Annotated in this window: 16 protein-coding genes; 5 read left to right on the forward strand and 11 right to left on the reverse strand. The window is 61.6% G+C overall.

What is annotated here, in order from left to right; all coding sequences use genetic code 11:
• Positions 1 to 282: 282 nt before the first annotated feature.
• A complete protein-coding gene (locus U862_RS0120435; protein WP_025112117.1) occupies positions 283 to 657 on the reverse strand; it encodes a DUF6124 family protein in 375 nt (124 codons plus the stop codon).
• 416 nt (positions 658 to 1073) lie between these two features.
• Entirely contained in the window at positions 1074 to 2042 is a 969-nt protein-coding gene (locus tag U862_RS0120440; protein WP_025112118.1) for a LysR family transcriptional regulator, read from the reverse strand.
• Between the two features lie 272 nt (positions 2043 to 2314).
• Here U862_RS0120440 and U862_RS0120445 point away from each other — a divergent pair, with 272 nt between their 5' ends.
• The 4 genes from U862_RS0120445 (at position 2315) to U862_RS0120460 (ending at position 7228) form a co-directional block, all read left to right on the forward strand.
• The gene (locus U862_RS0120445) at positions 2315 to 3814 is read left to right on the forward strand and encodes an efflux transporter outer membrane subunit (protein WP_025112119.1); all 1500 of its coding nucleotides are present in this window, start codon (positions 2315 to 2317) and stop codon (positions 3812 to 3814) included.
• Between the two features lie 139 nt (positions 3815 to 3953).
• Entirely contained in the window at positions 3954 to 6146 is a 2193-nt protein-coding gene (locus U862_RS0120450; protein WP_025112120.1) for an FUSC family protein, read from the forward strand.
• Positions 6136 to 6336 carry a DUF1656 domain-containing protein gene (locus U862_RS0120455; protein ID WP_003221811.1) on the forward strand — a complete coding sequence of 67 codons (201 nt, stop codon included), beginning with the start codon at positions 6136 to 6138 and terminating at the stop codon, positions 6334 to 6336. The genes U862_RS0120450 and U862_RS0120455 overlap by 11 nt, the downstream gene beginning before the upstream one ends.
• 25 nt (positions 6337 to 6361) lie before the next feature.
• Positions 6362 to 7228 (forward strand): HlyD family secretion protein, encoded by an 867-nt coding sequence (locus U862_RS0120460; RefSeq protein WP_025112121.1) that lies wholly within the window; start codon positions 6362 to 6364, stop codon positions 7226 to 7228.
• 128 nt (positions 7229 to 7356) lie between these two features.
• Here the strand turns inward: U862_RS0120460 and U862_RS0120465 are convergent, their stop codons facing one another.
• Together U862_RS0120465 and U862_RS0120470 are read right to left on the reverse strand one after the other, a co-directional pair.
• Positions 7357 to 7755: a DUF4440 domain-containing protein gene (locus U862_RS0120465; RefSeq protein WP_025112122.1), complete on the reverse strand. Its 399-nt coding sequence runs from the start codon at positions 7753 to 7755 to the stop codon at positions 7357 to 7359.
• Positions 7752 to 9122, reverse strand: a complete 1371-nt coding sequence (locus U862_RS0120470; protein ID WP_025112123.1) for an MFS transporter — start codon at positions 9120 to 9122, stop codon at positions 7752 to 7754. Before U862_RS0120470 ends, U862_RS0120465 begins: the two co-directional genes overlap by 4 nt.
• A gap of 109 nt (positions 9123 to 9231) precedes the next feature.
• On the opposite strand from U862_RS0120470, the gene U862_RS0120475 reads away from it, so the two are divergent.
• Positions 9232 to 10113: a LysR family transcriptional regulator gene (locus tag U862_RS0120475; RefSeq protein WP_025112124.1), complete on the forward strand. Its 882-nt coding sequence runs from the start codon at positions 9232 to 9234 to the stop codon at positions 10111 to 10113.
• Between the two features lie 140 nt (positions 10114 to 10253).
• On the opposite strand, the gene U862_RS0120480 is transcribed toward U862_RS0120475, so the two are convergent.
• The 7 genes from U862_RS0120480 to U862_RS0120510 form a co-directional block, all read right to left on the reverse strand.
• A complete protein-coding gene (locus tag U862_RS0120480; RefSeq protein ID WP_025112125.1) occupies positions 10254 to 11078 on the reverse strand; it encodes an SDR family oxidoreductase in 825 nt (274 codons plus the stop codon).
• A gap of 36 nt (positions 11079 to 11114) precedes the next feature.
• On the reverse strand, positions 11115 to 11579 hold the full coding sequence (locus tag U862_RS0120485; RefSeq protein WP_025112126.1) for a hypothetical protein: 465 nt from the start codon (positions 11577 to 11579) through the stop codon (positions 11115 to 11117).
• Between the two features lie 290 nt (positions 11580 to 11869).
• Positions 11870 to 13321: a mannose-1-phosphate guanylyltransferase/mannose-6-phosphate isomerase gene (locus tag U862_RS0120490; RefSeq protein WP_025112127.1), complete on the reverse strand. Its 1452-nt coding sequence runs from the start codon at positions 13319 to 13321 to the stop codon at positions 11870 to 11872.
• A 215-nt stretch (positions 13322 to 13536) separates the two neighbouring features.
• Positions 13537 to 14193 (reverse strand): alginate O-acetyltransferase AlgF, encoded by a 657-nt coding sequence (locus U862_RS0120495; protein WP_025112128.1) that lies wholly within the window; start codon positions 14191 to 14193, stop codon positions 13537 to 13539.
• Between the two features lie 15 nt (positions 14194 to 14208).
• Complete coding sequence (locus U862_RS0120500; protein WP_025112129.1) at positions 14209 to 15384, reverse strand: alginate O-acetyltransferase; 1176 nt, start codon at positions 15382 to 15384, stop codon at positions 14209 to 14211.
• Positions 15385 to 15394: 10 nt separating this feature from the next.
• Positions 15395 to 16960, reverse strand: coding sequence for an MBOAT family protein (locus tag U862_RS0120505; RefSeq protein ID WP_025112130.1), 1566 nt, complete (start codon positions 16958 to 16960; stop codon positions 15395 to 15397).
• 212 nt (positions 16961 to 17172) lie between these two features.
• Entirely contained in the window at positions 17173 to 18297 is a 1125-nt protein-coding gene (locus U862_RS0120510; protein WP_025112131.1) for a mannuronate-specific alginate lyase, read from the reverse strand.
• Positions 18298 to 18304: the final 7 nt, after the last annotated feature.

The raw sequence follows: 18304 nt of genomic DNA on the forward strand, positions 1-18304 counted from the left end.
TGCCAGCGAAGGCGGCCTACGAGCCGACCAATCCCCACCTGAACACACCCAGTCCAATTGTAGGAGTGAGCCTGCTCGCGATGGCGGCCTACGAGCCGACCACCCCCCAACTGAACACACCCAAATCCAATTGTAGGAGTGAGCCTGCTCGCGAAGGCGCCCTACGAGCCGACCAACTCCCAAACTGAACACACCCCATTCCAACTGTGGGAGCGGGCTTGCTCGCGAAGGCGGTGTGTCATTCAACACAGATATTTGCTGATCCACCGCTCCCACAAGGGTTCACCTGTGTGCTGGGGATTGGCTGATTTCCACATTATCCAGCACCCGATTCACTGCCAGCTCCGCCAGCATGATGATCTGCTGGATCGCCAGAATTGTGTGCCGCTGTGGCGGGTCGACATAGGCCGCAATGTCGCTGGCCATGATGCTCGCCGAGGCCAGTGATTCGCAGGCATGAACCAGCAGGCTTTCGTTATCCATTTCAGGGGCAACCTGAAACATCGTGCTGGGTTTGTGGAATTTGAGGGTGGTGGCGCAGGGTTTGAGGTAGTGATCCAGCGCACGCTCGGCGGCGTCGTGGAGTTTTTTCGAGTCGAGGGATTCGTAGGGGGAGATGCAGTCCGTTTCGGGCGGATTGGGTGAAGGCTTAATCATGGCAAAGATCCTTTTGACGAAATGGAACTGCCACTTTTCGTTTTCCAGGCGAAGTGGGTGGCAGCTGTACGCAGGCTGGAAAAACCGGCAAAGGATCAAACCCGGCAGACCCGAGGGTCTCCCACGTACAGCCGCCATAACTGAAACACCGGCGCTGAAAAAGCGCGGCATTATGTCATGTGCTTTGATCCTTCGGGTTTTCCAGACCCGGTCGCTGATGTGTCAGCGACCGAACCAGCCTATCCACCCCTCTTCCGACCCACAACCGTCAAAACCTGTCGGAAAACTCCCGTCAAATCACCGCTTTTGTAGGAGCCACCGTAGGCTGCGATTTTTGAGTTTTAAACAATCTGAGCAAAAGATCACAGCCTCGCCGCACTCCACAGTTCCTGCAGGGGCGCGGTCAGCGTTTAAGTTCAGTTGGCGACTCGTGCCCCCGCCAGACTCCCACTCAACTCATACGCCGCCAGTTCTGCCTGATGCGCCGCCAATATCTCTGGCAGCGAGCCACGTAAGTACTCAACCCAGGTCTTGATTTTTGCATCCAGGTATTGCCGTGACGGGTAGATCGCGTACAGGTTGAGTTCCTGCGAGCGGTAGTTCGGCATCATCCGTACCAGCGTGCCGTTGCGCAGGCCTTCGATGGCGGCATAGACCGGCAGCACACCGACGCCCATGCCGCTGATGATCGCGGCTTTCATTGCGTCGGCGGAGTTCACCAGGAACGGCGAGCTGTTGATAGTCACCATTTCCTGGCCGTCCGGGCCGTTGAAGGCCCATTTTTCCAGGGGGATCACCGGGCTGACGAGGCGCAGGCAGGCGTGGTTCAGCAGGTCGCTGGGTTTTTGCGCGCAGCCGTTGGCTTTCACGTAGGCCGGCGAGGCGCAGACGATGCTGTAGGTGATGCCCAGGCGTTGCGAGACGAAACCCGAGTCCGGCAGTTCGCTGGCCAGCACGATGGACACGTCGTAGCCCTCGTCGAGCAGGTCCGGCACGCGGTTGGCCATGGTCAGGTCGAAGGTCACGTCCGGGTGGGTCTTGCGGTAGCGGGCGATGGCATCGATCACGAAGTGCTGGCCGATGCCGGTCATGGTGTGCACTTTCAGCTGGCCGGCGGGGCGGGCGTGGGCTTCGCTGGCCTCGGCTTCGGCTTCTTCGACGTAGGCCAGGATCTGTTCGCAGCGCAGCAGGTAGCGCTTGCCGGCCTCGGTCAGGGCGATGCGCCGGGTCGTGCGATTGAGCAGGCGGGTTTGCAGGTGGGCTTCCAGGTTGGAGACCGCGCGCGAGACGTTGGCCGTGGTGGTGTCGAGTTGCACGGCGGCGGCGGTGAAACTGCCGGCTTCGGCCACACAACTGAAGGCGCGCATGTTTTGCAATGTGTCCATGGGGTGCTCTCAAGGGAGATGGCAAATTGTGACACGAAGTTTCAGGGGCTGAGACCCCCGACCAAGGGATTATCTCGTTAACGGTAACAAAGATTCACAGGAATCCCAGCTTATCGCCGTTCAGGGCGCCCCATAGAATTGCGCCGTTGTGGGAGCGGGCTTGCTCGCGAAAGCGATTTCATCTTCAACGCGGCGTCTTCTGACAGAGCGCTTTCGCGAGCAAGCCCGCTCCCACAGGGCCTCGGTTCTCCCTTTTTCAGGAATTTGCAGCTGTGCCGCGTCGCATCAACAGAGCGCTTTTGCCGCTCAGTGTTCTGGCTTTCACCCTGGGTCTCAGCGGCTGCATCGGTACCGGAGGAATTGCCCCGCAGGGCAAGGCGCTGGAGGCCAATACGCTGGCCACCGACGACGCCATTGCCCACGCTGCCAAAGACGCCCACTGGCCCACCGCGCAATGGTGGCAAGCCTACGGTGACCCGCAACTCAATCGCTGGATCGACCTCGCCGTGCAGGGCAGCCCGACCATGGCCATGGCCGCTGCACGGGTGCGTCAGGCCAAAGCCATGGCCGGTGTCGCCGAGGCCGCCGAGTCGTTGCAGATCAATGGCGAGTCGACGCTCAAGCGCCATAACTGGCCGACCGATCAGTTCTACGGCCCCGGCGAGTTGGCCAACACCACCACCTGGGACAACAACGCCGCGCTGGGTTTCAGCTACGCCCTCGACCTTTGGGGCCGCGAAAGCAATGCCAGCGAGCGGGCGGTGGATCTGGCGCACATGAGCGCCGCCGAAGCGCGGCTGGCGCAGCTGGAATTGCAGAACAACATCGTGCGCGCCTACATCGAGCTGTCGCTGCATTACGCCCAGCGCGACATCGTCGCCGCGACGCTCAAGCAGCAACAGCAGATTCTTGATCTGGCGCAGAAGCGTCTGAACGGCGGCATCGGTACACACTTCGAAGTCAGCCAGGCCGAAACGCCGTTGCCGGAAACCCATCGGCAGTTGGATGCGCTGGACGAAGAAATCGCCCTGAGCCGCAACCAGATCGCCGCCCTGGCCGGCAAAGGCCCGGGGGCGGGCGCGCAGTTGCAGCGACCGACCCTGGCGCTCGGTGCGGCGCTGAAACTGCCCTCGGCTTTGCCGGCCGATCTGCTCGGCCAGCGCCCCGATGTGGTCGCCAGTCGCTGGCAAGTCGCCGCGCAGGCCCGCGGCATCGACGTCGCGCACGCCGGTTTTTATCCCAATGTCGATCTGGTCGGCAGCCTCGGCTACATGGCGACCGGCGGCGGGGCGCTGGAGTTTCTGACCGGCAAGAAGCTCAACTACAACGTCGGCCCGGCGATCTCCTTGCCGATCTTCGACGGTGGACGCTTGCGCAGCGAGTTGGGTGAAGCGTCTGCCGGGTATGACATCGCCGTGGCGCATTACAACCAGACGCTGGTCAATGCGCTGAAGAACATCTCGGACCAGTTGATCCGCCGCGAGTCGATGGACAAGCAGCAAGCCTTTGCCGCCGAGTCCGTGGCCACCGCGCAGAAGACTTACGACATCGCGATGATCGCCTATCAGCGAGGCCTCACCGATTACCTCAACGTGCTCAATGCGCAGACCTTGCTGTTCAAGCAGCAGCAGGTGCAGCAGCAGGTGCAGGCAGCGCGACTGAGTGCGCATGCCGAGTTGGTGACCGCACTGGGTGGTGGGCTCGGGGCTGGCAATGACGTGCCCACTGTCGAGCAAACCCAAGCGCCGAAAACCCCGGCCCTCCTGCGTTGAACACACAACCCCTGTGGGAGCGGGCTTGCTCGCGAAGAGGGAGTGTCAGGCAGCCCATTTGTTGTCTGACACAGTGCATTCGCGAGCAAGCCCGCTCCCACAGTTCCTCCGGTTCGACTGACTTTTTGAGCAAGACCAAATGACTCACCTGCCCGCACCTTTGCGCTGGCTCTACTCCCTGGAATGGCGTCGGGGCTTCTTTGACTGGGCGCGCAGCGATGGCGTGACCTGGGTCTATATCTTCAAGGTATTGCTCGCCGCGTTCCTCACGCTGTGGCTGGCGATGCGTCTGGAGCTGCCGCAGCCGCGCACAGCAATGATCACCGTGTTCATCGTCATGCAGCCGCAGAGCGGCCATGTGTTTGCCAAGAGTTTCTATCGCTTCCTCGGCACCCTGGCCGGGTCGGCGATGATGGTCACGTTGATCGCGCTGTTTGCGCAGAACACTGAGCTGTTCCTTGGCTCGCTGGCCATCTGGGTCGGCATCTGCTCGGCTGGTGCAGCGCGCTGCCGTAACTTTCGCGCCTATGGTTTTGTCCTCGCCGGCTACACCGCGGCGATGGTCGGATTGCCGGCGCTGGCGCATCCGGACGGTGCGTTCATGGCCGCCGTGTGGCGAGTGCTGGAGATCTCGCTGGGGATTCTCTGCTCGACCGTGGTCAGTGCCGCGATCCTGCCGCAAACCGCCAGTGCGGCGATGCGCAACGCCTTGTATCAGCGTTTTGGCGTGTTTGCCTTGTTCGTCACCGATGGCCTGCGCGGGCGCAGCAAGGCCGATGCGTTCGAGGCCAGCAACGTACGCTTCATTGCCGAAGCGGTGGGCCTGGAAGGGCTGCGCAGCGTGACCGTGTTCGAAGACCCGCACATGCGTCGGCGCAATGGTCGCCTCAGTCGTTTGAACAGCGAGTTCATGGGCATCACCACGCGCTTCAACGCCTTGCATCAGTTGCTTGAACGTCTGCGTGGCAATGGCGAAGAACATGTGGTGGCTGCGATCAGGCCGGGCCTGCAGGATCTGGCCGAAGTGCTCGACGGTTTCAGTGGCCGCGCCCTGACCAGCCCGGACGCTGCACGCCTGGCGACTGCGTTGGCTACCTACAAGGAAGGTTTGCCGGCGCGGGTGCGCAGCCTGCGCACGACCTTCCAGGAAACCGCTCCGAGTGAAGCCGAGCAGCTGGATTTTCACACCGCGTACGAGCTGCTCTATCGCTTCGTCGACGACCTGCACAGTTATGCACAGACCCACGCCTCGCTGGCCGATCACAGCCATGAGCGCGAGCGCTGGGACGAGCCGTTCACTCCGCAAACCAACTGGTGGGCCGCCGCTGCCTCGGGCATTCGTGCCTCGTTCATCCTGATCGTGCTCGGTAGTTACTGGGTCGCCACCGCGTGGCCGAGCGGCGCGACCATGACCCTGATCGCCGCTGCCACTGTGGGCCTGTCCGCCGCCACGCCGAACCCCAAACGCATGGCTTTTCAAATGGCCTGCGGGACTTTCCTCGGGGCGCTGATCGGCTTCGTCGAGATGTTCTTCATCTTCCCGTGGATCGATGGTTTTCCGCTGCTGTGCGTGATGCTTGCGCCGGTAATCGTGCTCGGCTCGTTCCTCGCTTCGCGGCCGCAATACGCCGGGGTCGGTCTGGGGCTGCTGATCTTCTTCAGCACAGGTTCAGTGCCGGACAACCTGACCATCTACAACCCCTACACCTTCATCAACGACTACATCGCCATGGTCATGGGCATGTTGGTCTGCGCGGCGGCAGGGGCGATCATTTTGCCGCCGAACAGTCGCTGGTTGTGGAAGCGTCTGGAGCAGGATCTGCGCGGCCAGGTGGTGTACGCGATCAGCGGCAAACTCAAGGGCCTGGCGTCGAGTTTCGAGAGCCGCACCCGCGACCTGCTGCATCAGGCCTACGGTCTCGCCGCCGGTCAGCCGACTGTGCAAAAGAACCTGCTGCGCTGGATGTTCGTGGTCCTTGAAGTCGGCCACGCAATCATCGAGTTGCGCAAGGAACAGGCGATTCTCCCGGTGCACCCGGCGTATGCCGAATCGCAGCCATGGCGTCAGGCGATTCGCGTGATGGGCCGCGCGCTGGTGCGGCTGTTCCTGCAGCCTAACCAGAGCAATCTGGAGCGCGCACTGGTGGCGGTCGATCACGCGATCAGTCGGGTCGCCGCGACCGACGAGCCGTTCGCGCCGCACTTCGACACCTCGGCCCTGCGCCGGGTGAAGAGCTACCTGCACTTCATCCGCACCTCGTTGCTCGACCCGCAATCACCGCTCGCTGCCTACGCAATCGCCAAGCCCGAAGGACTTGCCCATGCCTCGTGAAATCGCCTTCCACGGCGTGTATATGCCGACCATGACCCTGATGTTTTTCGTCGCTGCAGCACTGGCCTGGGCGCTTGACCGGTTCCTCTCGGGGTTCGATCTGTACCGCTTCTTCTGGCACCCGGCGCTGCTGCGCCTGAGCCTGTTTACCTGTCTGTTCGGCGCCATGGCGCTGACTGTTTACCGTTGACTCTCTATCTCTGAAGAAGGCCCTGATGAAAAAGTTTTTCAGCCTGCTCGCGACCCTGCTGGTGCTGGCCCTGGCGCTGTGGATCGGCCGCACGTTGTGGGAGCACTACATGAACACGCCGTGGACCCGCGACGGCCGCGTGCGCGCCGACATCATCAACGTCGCGGCCGACGTCACCGGTGAAGTCATCGATGTGCCGGTGCGCGACAACCAGTTGGTGAAGAAGGGCGATTTGCTCATGCAGATCGACCCCGAGCATTACCGCATCGCGGTCAAACAGGCGCAGTCGCTGGTCGCTTCGCGCAAGTCGACGTGGGAGATGCGCAAGGTCAACGCGCATCGCCGCGCCGATCTGGACAACCTGGTGATCTCCAAGGAGAACCGCGACGACGCCAGCAACATCGCCGACGCCGCGCTGGCCGATTACCAACACGCGCAAGCACAACTGGAAGCCGCCGAACTCAACCTCAAACGCACCGAAGTGCGCGCGGCAGTGGACGGCTACGTGACCAACCTCAACGTGCATCGCGGCGACTATGCGCGCATCGGCGAGGCGAAAATGGCGGTGGTCGACATGAACTCGTTCTGGGTTTACGGCTTCTTCGAAGAGACCAAACTGCCGCACGTGCGTGTAGGCGATAAGGCCGACATGCAACTGATGAGTGGCGAAGTGTTGAAGGGGCATGTGGAGAGTATTTCCCGCGGCATTTACGACCGCGACAACCCGGAAAGCCGCGAGCTGATCGCCGATGTGAACCCGACGTTCAACTGGGTACGCCTGGCGCAGCGAGTGCCGGTGCGCATTCACATTGATGAAGTGCCGCAGGGTGTGCTGTTGGCGGCGGGGATTACCTGCACCGTGGTGGTGAAGCGGGACACTGTGGATAACTGACGGACCGTGTGGCTGCCATCGCGAGCAGGCTCACTCCCACATTTGATTTGTGTCGTTTACAAAACCCGTGTGGGCGCGAGCCTGCTCGCGAAGAGGGCAACGCGCTCTGTCATGAAGATAGCGAACCGTCATTCACCACAAAACGTCTCCTGCAAATGCCGCCAGAGCACCCGCCCGGCCTCGCTCTTTTCAAACACCACCGTCGAACGCCGATCCGTGTGCAACCCATTCGCGTCCGTCTGCTGCTCGCGGTAACTCAACGTCGCGCCGTGCGCATGCAGCGCAATTGCGCGCAGCTCACTGAGCTCGATCCTGAAGCCTGTTCTCTTCCCGCCCGCCGCTTGAAACAGTGCGCGCAAAGCGCCGATATCCAGCACCCGGCCGAGCGGCGTGACCATGGAAAAATCCGCCGAGAACCGGCTCAGCAAGCGCTCCAGTTCGGCTGAGTCCTGCTCCACGGCAAACCATTGTTCGATGGCCTCGTGCGCGTGGATCACTTCGTCAAAATATTGTTGGTTGTCCGTCATGTGGATTTTTCCTGAAGGGGAGGTGAGCTCAGCAGTGCGAGCACGTGGGTGGCGTCGAAGCGCAACACGGCGGCCATCGGCAACAACGTGAGCAGCGCTGCGGCGAGGAAGCAGTAGCGGAAACCGTCGCCGCCCAATGCCCCCAGCAATGAGCTGAGCAGCGCCGCGCCGAGGCAGAAACCGAGCTGACGATTGATGTTCCAGAGGGCGCTGGAGTGGCCCATTTTTTCCGGGGTCATGCCGACAAACGCCAGGGTCTGTGCAGTCACGCTGCACAGGCTGCCGCCCAGTCCCATCAGGGCGTAGGCGATGATCAGAGGCGCTGCAGCGGGCTGTTCGATGCGCATCAGCATGACAATCCCCAAGCATTGCAGGAGCATGCCGGTGATCAGCAACGGTTTGGGGCCAGTGCGATTGAAACTGCGTTTGCCGAGCATGATCGCCACGCCCGAGGCGGCGGCCCAGGACAGCATCAGCGCGCCGGTTTGCGCGGCGCCGAAGCCGAGGTCGTGCAGGTACAACACGGCAATCATGTTGGTGCCGGTAAAGACCCCGGGCACAAACAGGTAGATCAGCATCGCCAGGCGCAGCGACGGGCTCTTGAGCAGTTGCAGGTCGAGGACAGCGTCGGGTTTGCGCCAGCCATCGCGCAGGTACAGCCATAGGGTCAAGGCGCCGAGCAACAGGACGCCACCGGCGAGGTGACGGGTAGCGGCGGCGCTCGCCAGGCTCACGGCAATCAGTAACAGACTCAGGGCTGAGACCGCCAGCAGCAGGCCGCGCAGGTCCAGCGTCGGGCGTTCTGTGCTGGGCTGATCTGCTTTCAACCAGAGCAGGCCCAAGGCAAACGCCAGCAGCGCCAGTGGCAGGTTCAGGTAGAAAATCCAGCGCCACGACAAGGCCTCGACGATCAGCCCGCCCGCTGCCGGCGACAGGGCCGGGACCATCAGCGCGACCATCAACACCACCCCGGTCAGGTGCGCCCGCTGTGCCGCCGGAAATTGTCGATACGCCAGGGCCTGACCGACCGGCAGCAACAAGCCGCCACCGAGCCCTTGCAGCAGGCGCCAGCCGATCAGACTTTCAATCGACCCGGCCTGTGCCACCAGGCCCGAGGCGATCCCGAACAGCAGCAGCGAACTCAGGATCAACCGACGCTCGCCCAACCGTGCGGCCAGCCACACGCTCATCGGAATGATCAGCGTCAGCCCGAGCATGTAGGCGTTGGTGATCCACGCCAGTTGCGTCACCGAGGCGTGCAACTCCCGCGCGATGTCCGGGTAGGCAATGCTGGCGGCGAACATGTTCAGCAGGTCGAGGGCGAACCCGAACAAATACACCAGCGCGACTTTCGAGCGATAGGCCATGGCAGCTTCCCTGTGATGAGACGTGCAGGTTAGGGCGCTGGAGACGTTAGGAAAACGCTGGTTTGCCTGCTAGTTTGTCAAAATAATTTTGACAAGGAGTGCCGTGACGATGGTCAGCCTGGACCGTTTTGACACGTTCAAAGCCGTGGTGGAGGCTGGGTCATTGACCGCCGCCGCTGACACCCTGGGGCAGACCCGGGCGGTGGTGAGCTTCAACCTCAAGCGGCTGGAAGAGGAATTGGGCGTCACGCTGCTCACGCGCAACACCCGGCAACTGGCCCTGACCGATGCCGGCGAGCGTTTTTATCGCCGCTGTGTGCGCACTCTCGATGAAGCGCGTCTGGCGATCGAGGAGGCCCGTTCCGAGCACTCGCAACTCAAGGGCACGTTGCGCATCACCACCACCGTGGAATTCGCATTGGCTCAGGTGGTGCCGGCGCTGGAGGTGTTTCGCCAGCAACAGCCACAACTGAACATTCACCTGTCGACGTCCTCGACCCATGCTGATCTGATCTCCGAACGCTTCGACATGGCGATCCGCCTGGGACGTATGCACGACTCCAATCTGCGGGCGGTGCAGTTGTCGACGTTCGAAGTGTTTGCGGTGGCGGCGCCAGGTTTGGTCGAGCGCTTCACGCCGGTTGCCACGCTGGCAACGCTGGAGTCGATGCCGACCCTGGGCCACGGACGAGTACCGGAAATGACGGTCACCGACCTGACTGGCACCGAGCATGTCTACCAGCCAAAACCGGGGACCACCGCCATCGTTGCCGACAACTCGGCGACGCTGCGGGCGTTTGCGTTGACCGGGCAAGGCGTGGCGATTCTGCCGCAGTGGCTGATTCAGGATGATCTGGAGGCCGGTCGACTGGTGCGGTTATTGGCGGATTACCGCTTTGCTCAGCAGGGGGTTTACGCGTTGTACCCGGATACCCGGCATTTGCCGCTGAAGGTGCGGGCGTTCATTGATTTCATGAAAGGCTGGGGATGAGTGTTGCCTGGCCAGGCCTCTTCGCGAGCAAGCCCGCTCCCACATTTGGAATGCATTCCCCTGTTGGAGCAGGCTCAGCCCACATCTGGAATGCATTCCCCTGTGGGAGCGGGCTTGCTCGCGAAAGCGTCAACTCGGTCTCAAAGCTTCCCACGCAACCCGAACCGCTTCATCAATGTCGACTCCAGCAACCCCTTCGGCAAAAAAGTAGCCAGCAACGGCAACGCCCGGCTGCCATTACCAATGCGGATCAGGCGTGGCGGCTTGTCCTGCTGCACAGCCTTGAGCAATTCAGCGGCAAACTCACTGGCGGGGGTCGGCTTGTCCTGCGACGCCTTGGCCCGCGCGCGAATCCCCTCACGCAATGGAAACCACGGCGATTGCTCATTGATCAACTGCTCGGCCTCATGCCCGGCATTCTTGGCGAAACTCGACTGAATTGCCCCTGGCTGCACTTCCATCACACGAATGCCAAACGGCGCCAGCTCCATGCGCAATGCATCGCTCAAGGCATGCACCGCGGCTTTCGAGGCGCAGTAGGCACCGGCGAACGGCGTGACCAAAACCCCTGAGACACTGCCGATATTCACCACCAAACCCTTGGCCCGGCGCAGCACCGGGAACAGGGCGCGAGTAACGCCAATGACCGAGAATACGTTGGTCTCGAACTGGCGTTGCATGGCCGGCACGCCGCCATCGAGCAACGGCCCCATCGCACCATAACCGGCATTGTTGATCAGCACATCGAGGCCGCCATGCTGCTGGTTGATCCGTTCGCCAAGCTGTTCCAGCGCCACGCTGTCATTCACGTCCAGCTGGATCGCCGTGAACCCGGCTGCGGCGAGGGCGCGGACGTCCTCGGTCTTGCGCGCACTGGCCCAGACCTCGTAACCGGCGGCTTTGAACGCATCGGCGAGGGCGCGGCCGATGCCGCTGGAACAACCGGTGATCAACGCAACGGGCATGGCGCATTCCTTGTGCAAAAAAGTGGGGGAAGGGGATCAGTCAGAGAAACTGCCTTGCAAACGCTCGGCGCGAAACTCAAGTGTTTGCGGACGATAACCGGCGCGCAGCGGTGGCAGGGGCAGGCAATCTTCCCAGTTGCCACCGGCCTGCAATTCACCGGGGCCACGATAGCGTGGGGCGGTGTATTGGTTGTCGGCCAGATTGACCGTGTCACCCGGTGCATAGGCTGCGATGCGCCAGCGCAGTTCGGTCAGCGGGACGTCGTTGCCGTTTTTCATTTTCAGTTGCAGCGGGCGATCCGCGGGGCAGTGTTCAGGCGCGTAGGCAATGCGCATCTCCAGACGCGCCAGTTGCTTGAGCTCGCGGTTGTCCAGCCACACCACCCAGACCGCCACCAGCCCCAGGCCAACAGCGGCGGCCACCGACACCGGTACAGCCTTGGCCGGATAGCGCAGCAACAGAATCAGCCAGGTGATGACCAGCAAAACGCCGATGAACATGTCGCACAACCTCGCAGGGATAGAGGGGCATCCTACCTAAGCGTAGGTGAGGTTGGCGATGGGCAGGATTTCTGTGGTGAAGGTGAAGACGCCTTCGCGAGCAAGCCCGCTCCCACAGGGATGGGAGCTGATCACAAAATCGAGCCATGCCTCGGCCCACTGTGGGAGCGGGCTTGCTCGCGAAGAGGCCAGTACCGACACCGCAGATCCCGGATAAAAAACGCCCCCGCCCAACCCACTGCGGATAGGGGACGCAGCGGGCTGGGCGGGGGCTTTTAATTACAGAGCGATCACTGCGCGATGGTTTTCACCGACACGCCGCGTTCGATCGGAGTCGAGCGACCGTAGATGTCTTCGAAACGCTCGATATCGTCTTCACCCAGGTACGAGCCCGACTGTACTTCGATGATTTCCAGCGGGATCTTGCCCGGGTTGCGCAGACGGTGCACCGAGGCGATCGGGATGTAGGTCGACTGGTTTTCGCAGAGCAGGAACACGTTTTCATCGCAGGTCACTTCGGCGGTGCCACTGACCACGATCCAGTGCTCGGCGCGGTGGTGGTGCATCTGCAGCGACAGGCACGCGCCCGGTTTCACTGAGATGTGCTTGACCTGGAAACGCCCGCCCATGTCCACCGAATCGTACGAACCCCAAGGACGATAGACTTCGCAGTGGTTCTGGGTTTCGCTGCGGCCCTGCTCGTTGAGCGTGTTGACCATCTGCTTGACGCCCTGAACCTTGTCTTTGTGGGCGATCATCATCGCGTCTTTGGTTTCGACCACGACGATGTTTTCCAGGCCGATCACCGACACCAGTTTGCCGTTGCCGTGGATCATGCAGTTTTTGCTGTCCTGAATCACCACATCGCCTTTGCTGACGTTGCCGTTAGCGTCCTTCTCGTTGACTTCCCACAGCGACGACCAGCAACCGACATCGCTCCAGCCGGCGGTCAGCGGCACCACGCAGGCGCGTTGGGTTTTTTCCATCACCGAGTAGTCGATGGAGTTGTCCGGGCAGCAGGCGAAGGTGGCTTCGTCGAAGGTGATGGTGTCGTTGTCCTGCTCGCTGCGCTCAAGGGTCAGCAGGCAAGTGTCGTAGATGTCCGGATCGTGCTTTTTCAGCTCTTCGAGGAAGCGGCTGGCGCGGAACAGGAACATGCCGCTGTTCCAGTAGTAACCACCGGACTCGACGTACTCGGTGGCGCGTTTGACGTCGGGTTTTTCCACGAAGTGCGAGACACGGCTCACGCCCTCGGGCAGCAGTGAATCGCCGGTGGACTTGATGTAGCCGTAACCGGTTTCCGGTTTGGTGGCCGGCACGCCGAACAGCACCATCTCGCCGTTTTCGGCGGCCACGGTGGCCAGGGCGAGGGCACGTTGCAGGGCTTTCTGGTCTTCCAGCACGTGGTCGGCCGGCAGCACCAGCATCAGCTCGTCACGGCCTTCGTTGACCAACATCATCGCGGTCAGCGCCACCGCCGGCGCCGTGTTGCGGCCGAACGGCTCCATCAGGATGCGCTGGCATTCGAGATTGCGATTGGCCAACTGCTCGTTGACGATGAAGCGGTGATCCTTGTTGCAGACCACGATCGGCGTGTCCATGCCTTCGAACACCAGGCGTTCCAGGGTTTGCTGGAACAGCGTGTGTTCACCGGTCAGGGCGAGGAATTGCTTGGGGAATTGCTTGCGCGAAAGCGGCCAAAGACGTGAACCGCTACCACCTGACAAGATCACCGGAATCATATTGTTTACTCCATAAAATCGATTGGTTAGAGGCACGAACGTTGTGTCGTTTCACTCTTGTTGTTGTCTCGTATCCGAACTGACAACCCGGTCAAGGGTGGGAGGGGGCTTGCTCCCGAAGGCGGTGCATCAGTCGACACATCTGTTGAATGTCGGACCGCTTTCGCGAGCAGGCTCGCTCCCACAGGGGGGACTGAGTCAGTTCGGAAAATTTGTTAGCGGGTCGACACCGGGCGTTTCACCCAGACTGGCGACAGGCTGCTGCCGGAACCCGTGACGTACAGCACTGCGGCCTCACCGCGCTCCAGGGCGACCGGTTTCACGTCGCCGACTTTCTTGTCGCCTTCGTACAGCGCCAGGCTGACTTTCACCGGGTTGATTTCACGCTCGCCACGGCCCTTGGCGGCGACGTTTGGCACCACGTCGGTCTTGCCGTCGGCGGTCTTCAGAGTCAGCGGCTTGTCGCTGAGGTTCTGCACGCGCACCAGGGATTTCTGCTTGTTCTTGAACGGCGGCTCTTCAATCAGTTGCGGCGCGCCGGAAGCGTTGTTGACCAGGGTGTAGTAATGGTCACCGGCGAGTTTCACCGGCAGGGTCTGGCTGCCGACCTTGGCGCTGTAGTCGCCGCCCGGCATGAAGCTGAAGTCGCTGCTGGCCAGTGGCGCAACGTCGCTCAGGCTGGTGCTGCCGACGGTGGCACTGACTTCGGCGTTGCTGGCGTTGTAGACCCGCACGAAGGTCGAGCCTTTCGGGGCAGTCGGGCCGTACAGCGCGGCGTCACCACCGGCAAAAGCCTGTACCGACAGCACGCTCAGACCCGCAACCAGAGCGAAGCTTTTAGCGAGACGACGAGGAGTAGTTGTGAAAGTCATGGTGTTACCTCTCTTTCAGTTTTGCGCCCGATCGGGCGTCTCGGATTTAGTGTTGATGGCTACGTTTTGTTGGCGAGCACCGGCTTGTTTGAGCTCTGCGACCCACTGCGGGTCGGCGTCGCCGATTTCGTTGTTCACAGGCAGATATCGTTCAGGAAACTCCCAGATCAGCACCTGTGGCGGGCTGTTCTTGAAGTCATCGCTTTTCAGGTAGCTGAGCATCGGCAGGATCGGGCCGTGGCCGTCTTCGGCGTAGTTCACGACGTCACTGTGCAGCGCTTGCTTGAGCGCACCGACGAAGTTCCAGTTGGGGTTGGCGCTGTAGCTGGTGCCGATCAGTGCGACCGGTACTTCGCTGTCGGCGAACAGCGCGTCGTCACCGGCAGGCTGCTCGGCGGCGGCCACGGTGTTGCGTTTTTGCAGCGGTTCTTGCGCCGGCATCAGGTTTTCGAACAGCGGATCGAGCGGCAGGAACAGACGCAGGTCGCCCTTGTGCGTGACCTTCTCGGCAGGCGTGGTGACGAAACGCTGCGGCTCGCCGCTGAGCGGGAACTTGACGGCGATGGTCTTGGCCAGGGTGTTGGCGGCGATTTCCGCGCCTTCCGGGGTCCAGTGGGTGTCAGTGCGCAGGAACACTTGCTGACCGTTCTGCTTGGCCTTTTGCAGCGGGCCGAGCAGGTCCGGGGCGAGGATCTTGTCCGCCGCGACACGGGCGTGGAAGTCCTGATAGAGGTTGGCGTGGATGCTCGCCGGTTTCACTTCACCCAGGTGTTCCGGGTACAGGCGAACCTTGGCCGGCACAATCGCCATCACCAGTTTCACGCCTTTGGCCTTGAGGGTCTGGCGCACGCCTTCGACCAGCGCGTAGTTGCCTTGCAGGTTCAGCTCTTCGTTGACGATCGGGTTGAATTCCTCGTCGCTGTACAGCCACTGATCGCGACCGAGCACCACGCCCGGACGACCTTCGTTGAACAGTTTGAAATCCAGCGCAGCCCAGAGGTTGGTGCCCAGACGCTTGATCGGGAATTCATCGTCGTAGTGGGTTTCCACGGCTTTGGTCCAGCGACCGTTGAGCACCGTCGCATCGGCGTTGGTGCTGAAGCCGAAGAAGCTGCGCACCGACCACAGACCGAGCACCAGCAGGGTCACCAGAAACAGCGCGATGTAGAAGATGCGTAATGAGCGGGTCATGTCAGATCCCTCAGAACTGGAAGTAAAGGAACGGCGAGAAGCTTTGCGCCGAGAGTTTGAGAATCGAGGCGATGAACAGCAGCAGGATCAGCCCGCGCATCACGTAGCGCGACCAGTCCGCCGTCCAGTACGCCGGTTGCACCTGGGCGTCGACGCCGACGGTGTAGCCAGGCTCATGGATGTTCGCCGGGTTTTCGCCCGGGGCTGCCTTGATCATTCCCGGGGTCGCTGTGGCGGGGCCATCGGTCTCGACGTTGACCGCAGGTTTGGTCTTGGCTGGCGGTTGATTGGTGTACAGATCACGCAGGCCGAAGAACGCCAGCGTCACGTACGCCACCACCAGAGTCGCCACTTGCAGGCCGGTGAGGCTGGCCTGATTGAGTTCCGACAGCGACCAGTCGCCGAAGCCGAACATTGCGCCGTACATGCGGCCGGCAACGTGCAGGTTCTCGGCGCGGAAGATCACCCAGCCCATCACCACCAACAGGAAGGTCAGTGCCCAGCGGATCGGATTGAGGCTGCGCGGCGAGGTGTTGAGGCCGAGCATTTTCTCGATCGCCAGCCACATGCCGTGCCACGCACCCCAGACGATGTAGGTGATGTTCGCGCCGTGCCACAGACCACCGAGGAGCATGGTCAGGAACAGGTTGCGATAGGTCATCAGCGTGCCTTTTCGGTTGCCGCCGAGGGTGATGTAGAGGTAGTCGCGCAGCCAGGTCGACAGGCTGATGTGCCAGCGGCGCCAAAACTCGGTGATCGACTGGCTGATGTAAGGCTGCTTGAAGTTTTCCATGAAACGGAAACCCATCATCAAGCCCAGGCCGATGGCCATGTCGCTGTAACCGGAGAAGTCGAAGTACAGTTGTGCGGTGTAGGCCAGTGCGCCGAGCCAGGCATCCCCCGTGGTCGGGTTTTGCAGGGCGAAGCAGTGGTCGGCCACCACCGCGAGGGTGTCGGCAATGAAGACCTTTTTGATGAAGCCCTGCATGAACCGCGTGCAGCCCTCGGAGAACTTGTCGAGGGTGTGGGTGCGGTTGTTGAACTGGTCGGCCAGGTCTCGGAAGCGCAGAACCGGACCGGCAATCAGGTGCGGGAAGATCGCCACGAACGCCGCGAAGTCGATCAGGTTGCGCGTAGCCGGGGTGTCGCCGCGGTACACGTCGATGATGTAGCTGATCGACTCGAAGATGTAGAACGAGATGCCGATCGGCAGCAGCACGTGGGTCAGGATGAACGGCTCCAGACCGAACGAGGTCATGATCGCGTTGATGCTGTCCACGCCGAAGTTGGCGTATTTGAAGTAGCCGAGGATGCACAGATCGACCGCCACACCGAGCAGCAGCCAGCGCTGTGCCGGTTTGGTGCGGACACCGGCGGCACCGACTTTCAGGCCGATCCAGTAGTTCCACAAGGTGACGCCGGCGAACAGCGCCAGGAAGTCCACCCGCCACCACGCATAGAACACGTAGCTGGCGATCAGCAGCAACAGGTTGCGGTAGCGTTGCCCGCTCAGATAGTACAAGCCGAGAAAGATCGGCAAGAACAGAAACAGGAACACGTTGGATGAAAATACCATCCCGATCTCTCCATGTTTGAACCAACAGTCAAGGGCCAAAGCCCCCCCAAACCCCCCATGGAAACCGGGAGGGCTAACTCACACATCTCAAACCTGACACTTGACCTGTGGGAGCGAGCCTGCTCGCGAAGGCGTCGTGTCAGTCGACATCCGTTTTGAATGTCAGACCGTATTCGCGAGCAGGCTCGCTCCCACAGGTTTTGCGTTCGGTCTTACGAACCCTTGTTGCCCTTTTCATGCGACGGGTCGTAGACCTTGGTCAGGTCGCCACCGAGGCGGAAGGTCTTGAACGGCTGCATGCCGTGTTTCTTCTCCAGCACATCCGCCGGGCAGGTGTAGAGGCTGCAGAACGGTTCGAGCCAGGCGAATTTCATGTCCTCTTTCAGATCGGTCATGTCCTGCTCTTTGCCGTTCTTCTTCTCGAACGCGTCCGGGTCTTTCACCCCGGCCAGTACCCGGTCACCCAGGCGCTTCAGCGCGCTGTTGTTTTCCTGACGCAGATCGACACCGTTGACCTGCGCGAAACTGGCGATCATCGCCAGCGGTGGCAGGGCGTAGTTGTGATAGGCGAGGGCACGTTGCTGGCGCTTGAGTTCGTTCGGCAGGTAGCCATCGGCATCGACCTGATTGACCCCGACCTTGTATTCCTTGACCGCCCAATCGAACAGGTCGCGACGGTTGGTCGCGACCGACGTCGCCATCACTGACCACGCCGCCCAGTACGAGTGGTTGTTGGTTTTTTCCAGCGGCAGGTTGTCCCAGTCGCTGACCACCTGATCGGCCATCTTGCTGAACCACGCTTCGATCTGCTGCGCCTCTTGCTGATGTGCGGCCAGCGGGTGCGAGTCGGAGAACTTCAGGCGAATGTAGGACGAGGCCATGCTGCCCAGCGCCCATTTGCGCATCGACTTGCCGGTGTGGTTGAAGTCTTTCGACATCAGTGCATCGGCCTTGGCCCACGCGGTCAGCCAGTTCAGCGTGCAGTCGAGTTGCTCCGGGCGACCGTCGCGCATGAACTGCATCACCCGTTTGGCGGTGCCGCGTTCCAGCGTGGTGATGTCTTTGGTGGTGTCGCGGAAGGCTTTTTCCGACTGCACGTTCAGCGTCGCGCGGGCCTTGTCCGAGCCTTCGTATTTGCTGCGAAATTGCAGCGGCCCGGTGTACGGCGCCGGCATCGCGTCGCAGCCTTCGCTCTTGTCGCCGGTCTTGAATTTATCCACCGGTGCGAAGTAGCCCTGTGGCGGACGCAGTGGCGCGGCGGCCTGAGTGGCCCCGGCGAACATCGCCAGGCTCAACAGGGTGGGAGCCAATAAAGATTTCAATGTCGGATTTCGCATAGCAGAC

Origin of the sequence: Pseudomonas sp. H1h (assembly GCF_000633255.1) — a bacterium.
Classification (GTDB): domain Bacteria; phylum Pseudomonadota; class Gammaproteobacteria; order Pseudomonadales; family Pseudomonadaceae; genus Aquipseudomonas.

Coding starts and splice junctions, on each gene's coding strand:
- U862_RS0120500 (WP_025112129.1), bottom strand. CDS start 15,384: ATGACCCGCTCATTACGCATCTTCTACATCGCGCTGTTTCTGGTGACC.
- U862_RS0120480 (WP_025112125.1), bottom strand. CDS start 11,078: ATGCCCGTTGCGTTGATCACCGGTTGTTCCAGCGGCATCGGCCGCGCC.
- U862_RS0120510 (WP_025112131.1), bottom strand. CDS start 18,297: ATGCGAAATCCGACATTGAAATCTTTATTGGCTCCCACCCTGTTGAGC.
- U862_RS0120470 (WP_025112123.1), bottom strand. CDS start 9,122: ATGGCCTATCGCTCGAAAGTCGCGCTGGTGTATTTGTTCGGGTTCGCC.
- U862_RS0120460 (WP_025112121.1), top strand. CDS start 6,362: ATGAAAAAGTTTTTCAGCCTGCTCGCGACCCTGCTGGTGCTGGCCCTG.
- U862_RS0120440 (WP_025112118.1), bottom strand. CDS start 2,042: ATGGACACATTGCAAAACATGCGCGCCTTCAGTTGTGTGGCCGAAGCC.
- U862_RS0120435 (WP_025112117.1), bottom strand. CDS start 657: ATGATTAAGCCTTCACCCAATCCGCCCGAAACGGACTGCATCTCCCCC.
- U862_RS0120465 (WP_025112122.1), bottom strand. CDS start 7,755: ATGACGGACAACCAACAATATTTTGACGAAGTGATCCACGCGCACGAG.
- U862_RS0120475 (WP_025112124.1), top strand. CDS start 9,232: ATGGTCAGCCTGGACCGTTTTGACACGTTCAAAGCCGTGGTGGAGGCT.
- U862_RS0120450 (WP_025112120.1), top strand. CDS start 3,954: ATGACTCACCTGCCCGCACCTTTGCGCTGGCTCTACTCCCTGGAATGG.
- U862_RS0120495 (WP_025112128.1), bottom strand. CDS start 14,193: ATGACTTTCACAACTACTCCTCGTCGTCTCGCTAAAAGCTTCGCTCTG.
- U862_RS0120490 (WP_025112127.1), bottom strand. CDS start 13,321: ATGATTCCGGTGATCTTGTCAGGTGGTAGCGGTTCACGTCTTTGGCCG.
- U862_RS0120505 (WP_025112130.1), bottom strand. CDS start 16,960: ATGGTATTTTCATCCAACGTGTTCCTGTTTCTGTTCTTGCCGATCTTT.
- U862_RS0120455 (WP_003221811.1), top strand. CDS start 6,136: ATGCCTCGTGAAATCGCCTTCCACGGCGTGTATATGCCGACCATGACC.
- U862_RS0120485 (WP_025112126.1), bottom strand. CDS start 11,579: ATGTTCATCGGCGTTTTGCTGGTCATCACCTGGCTGATTCTGTTGCTG.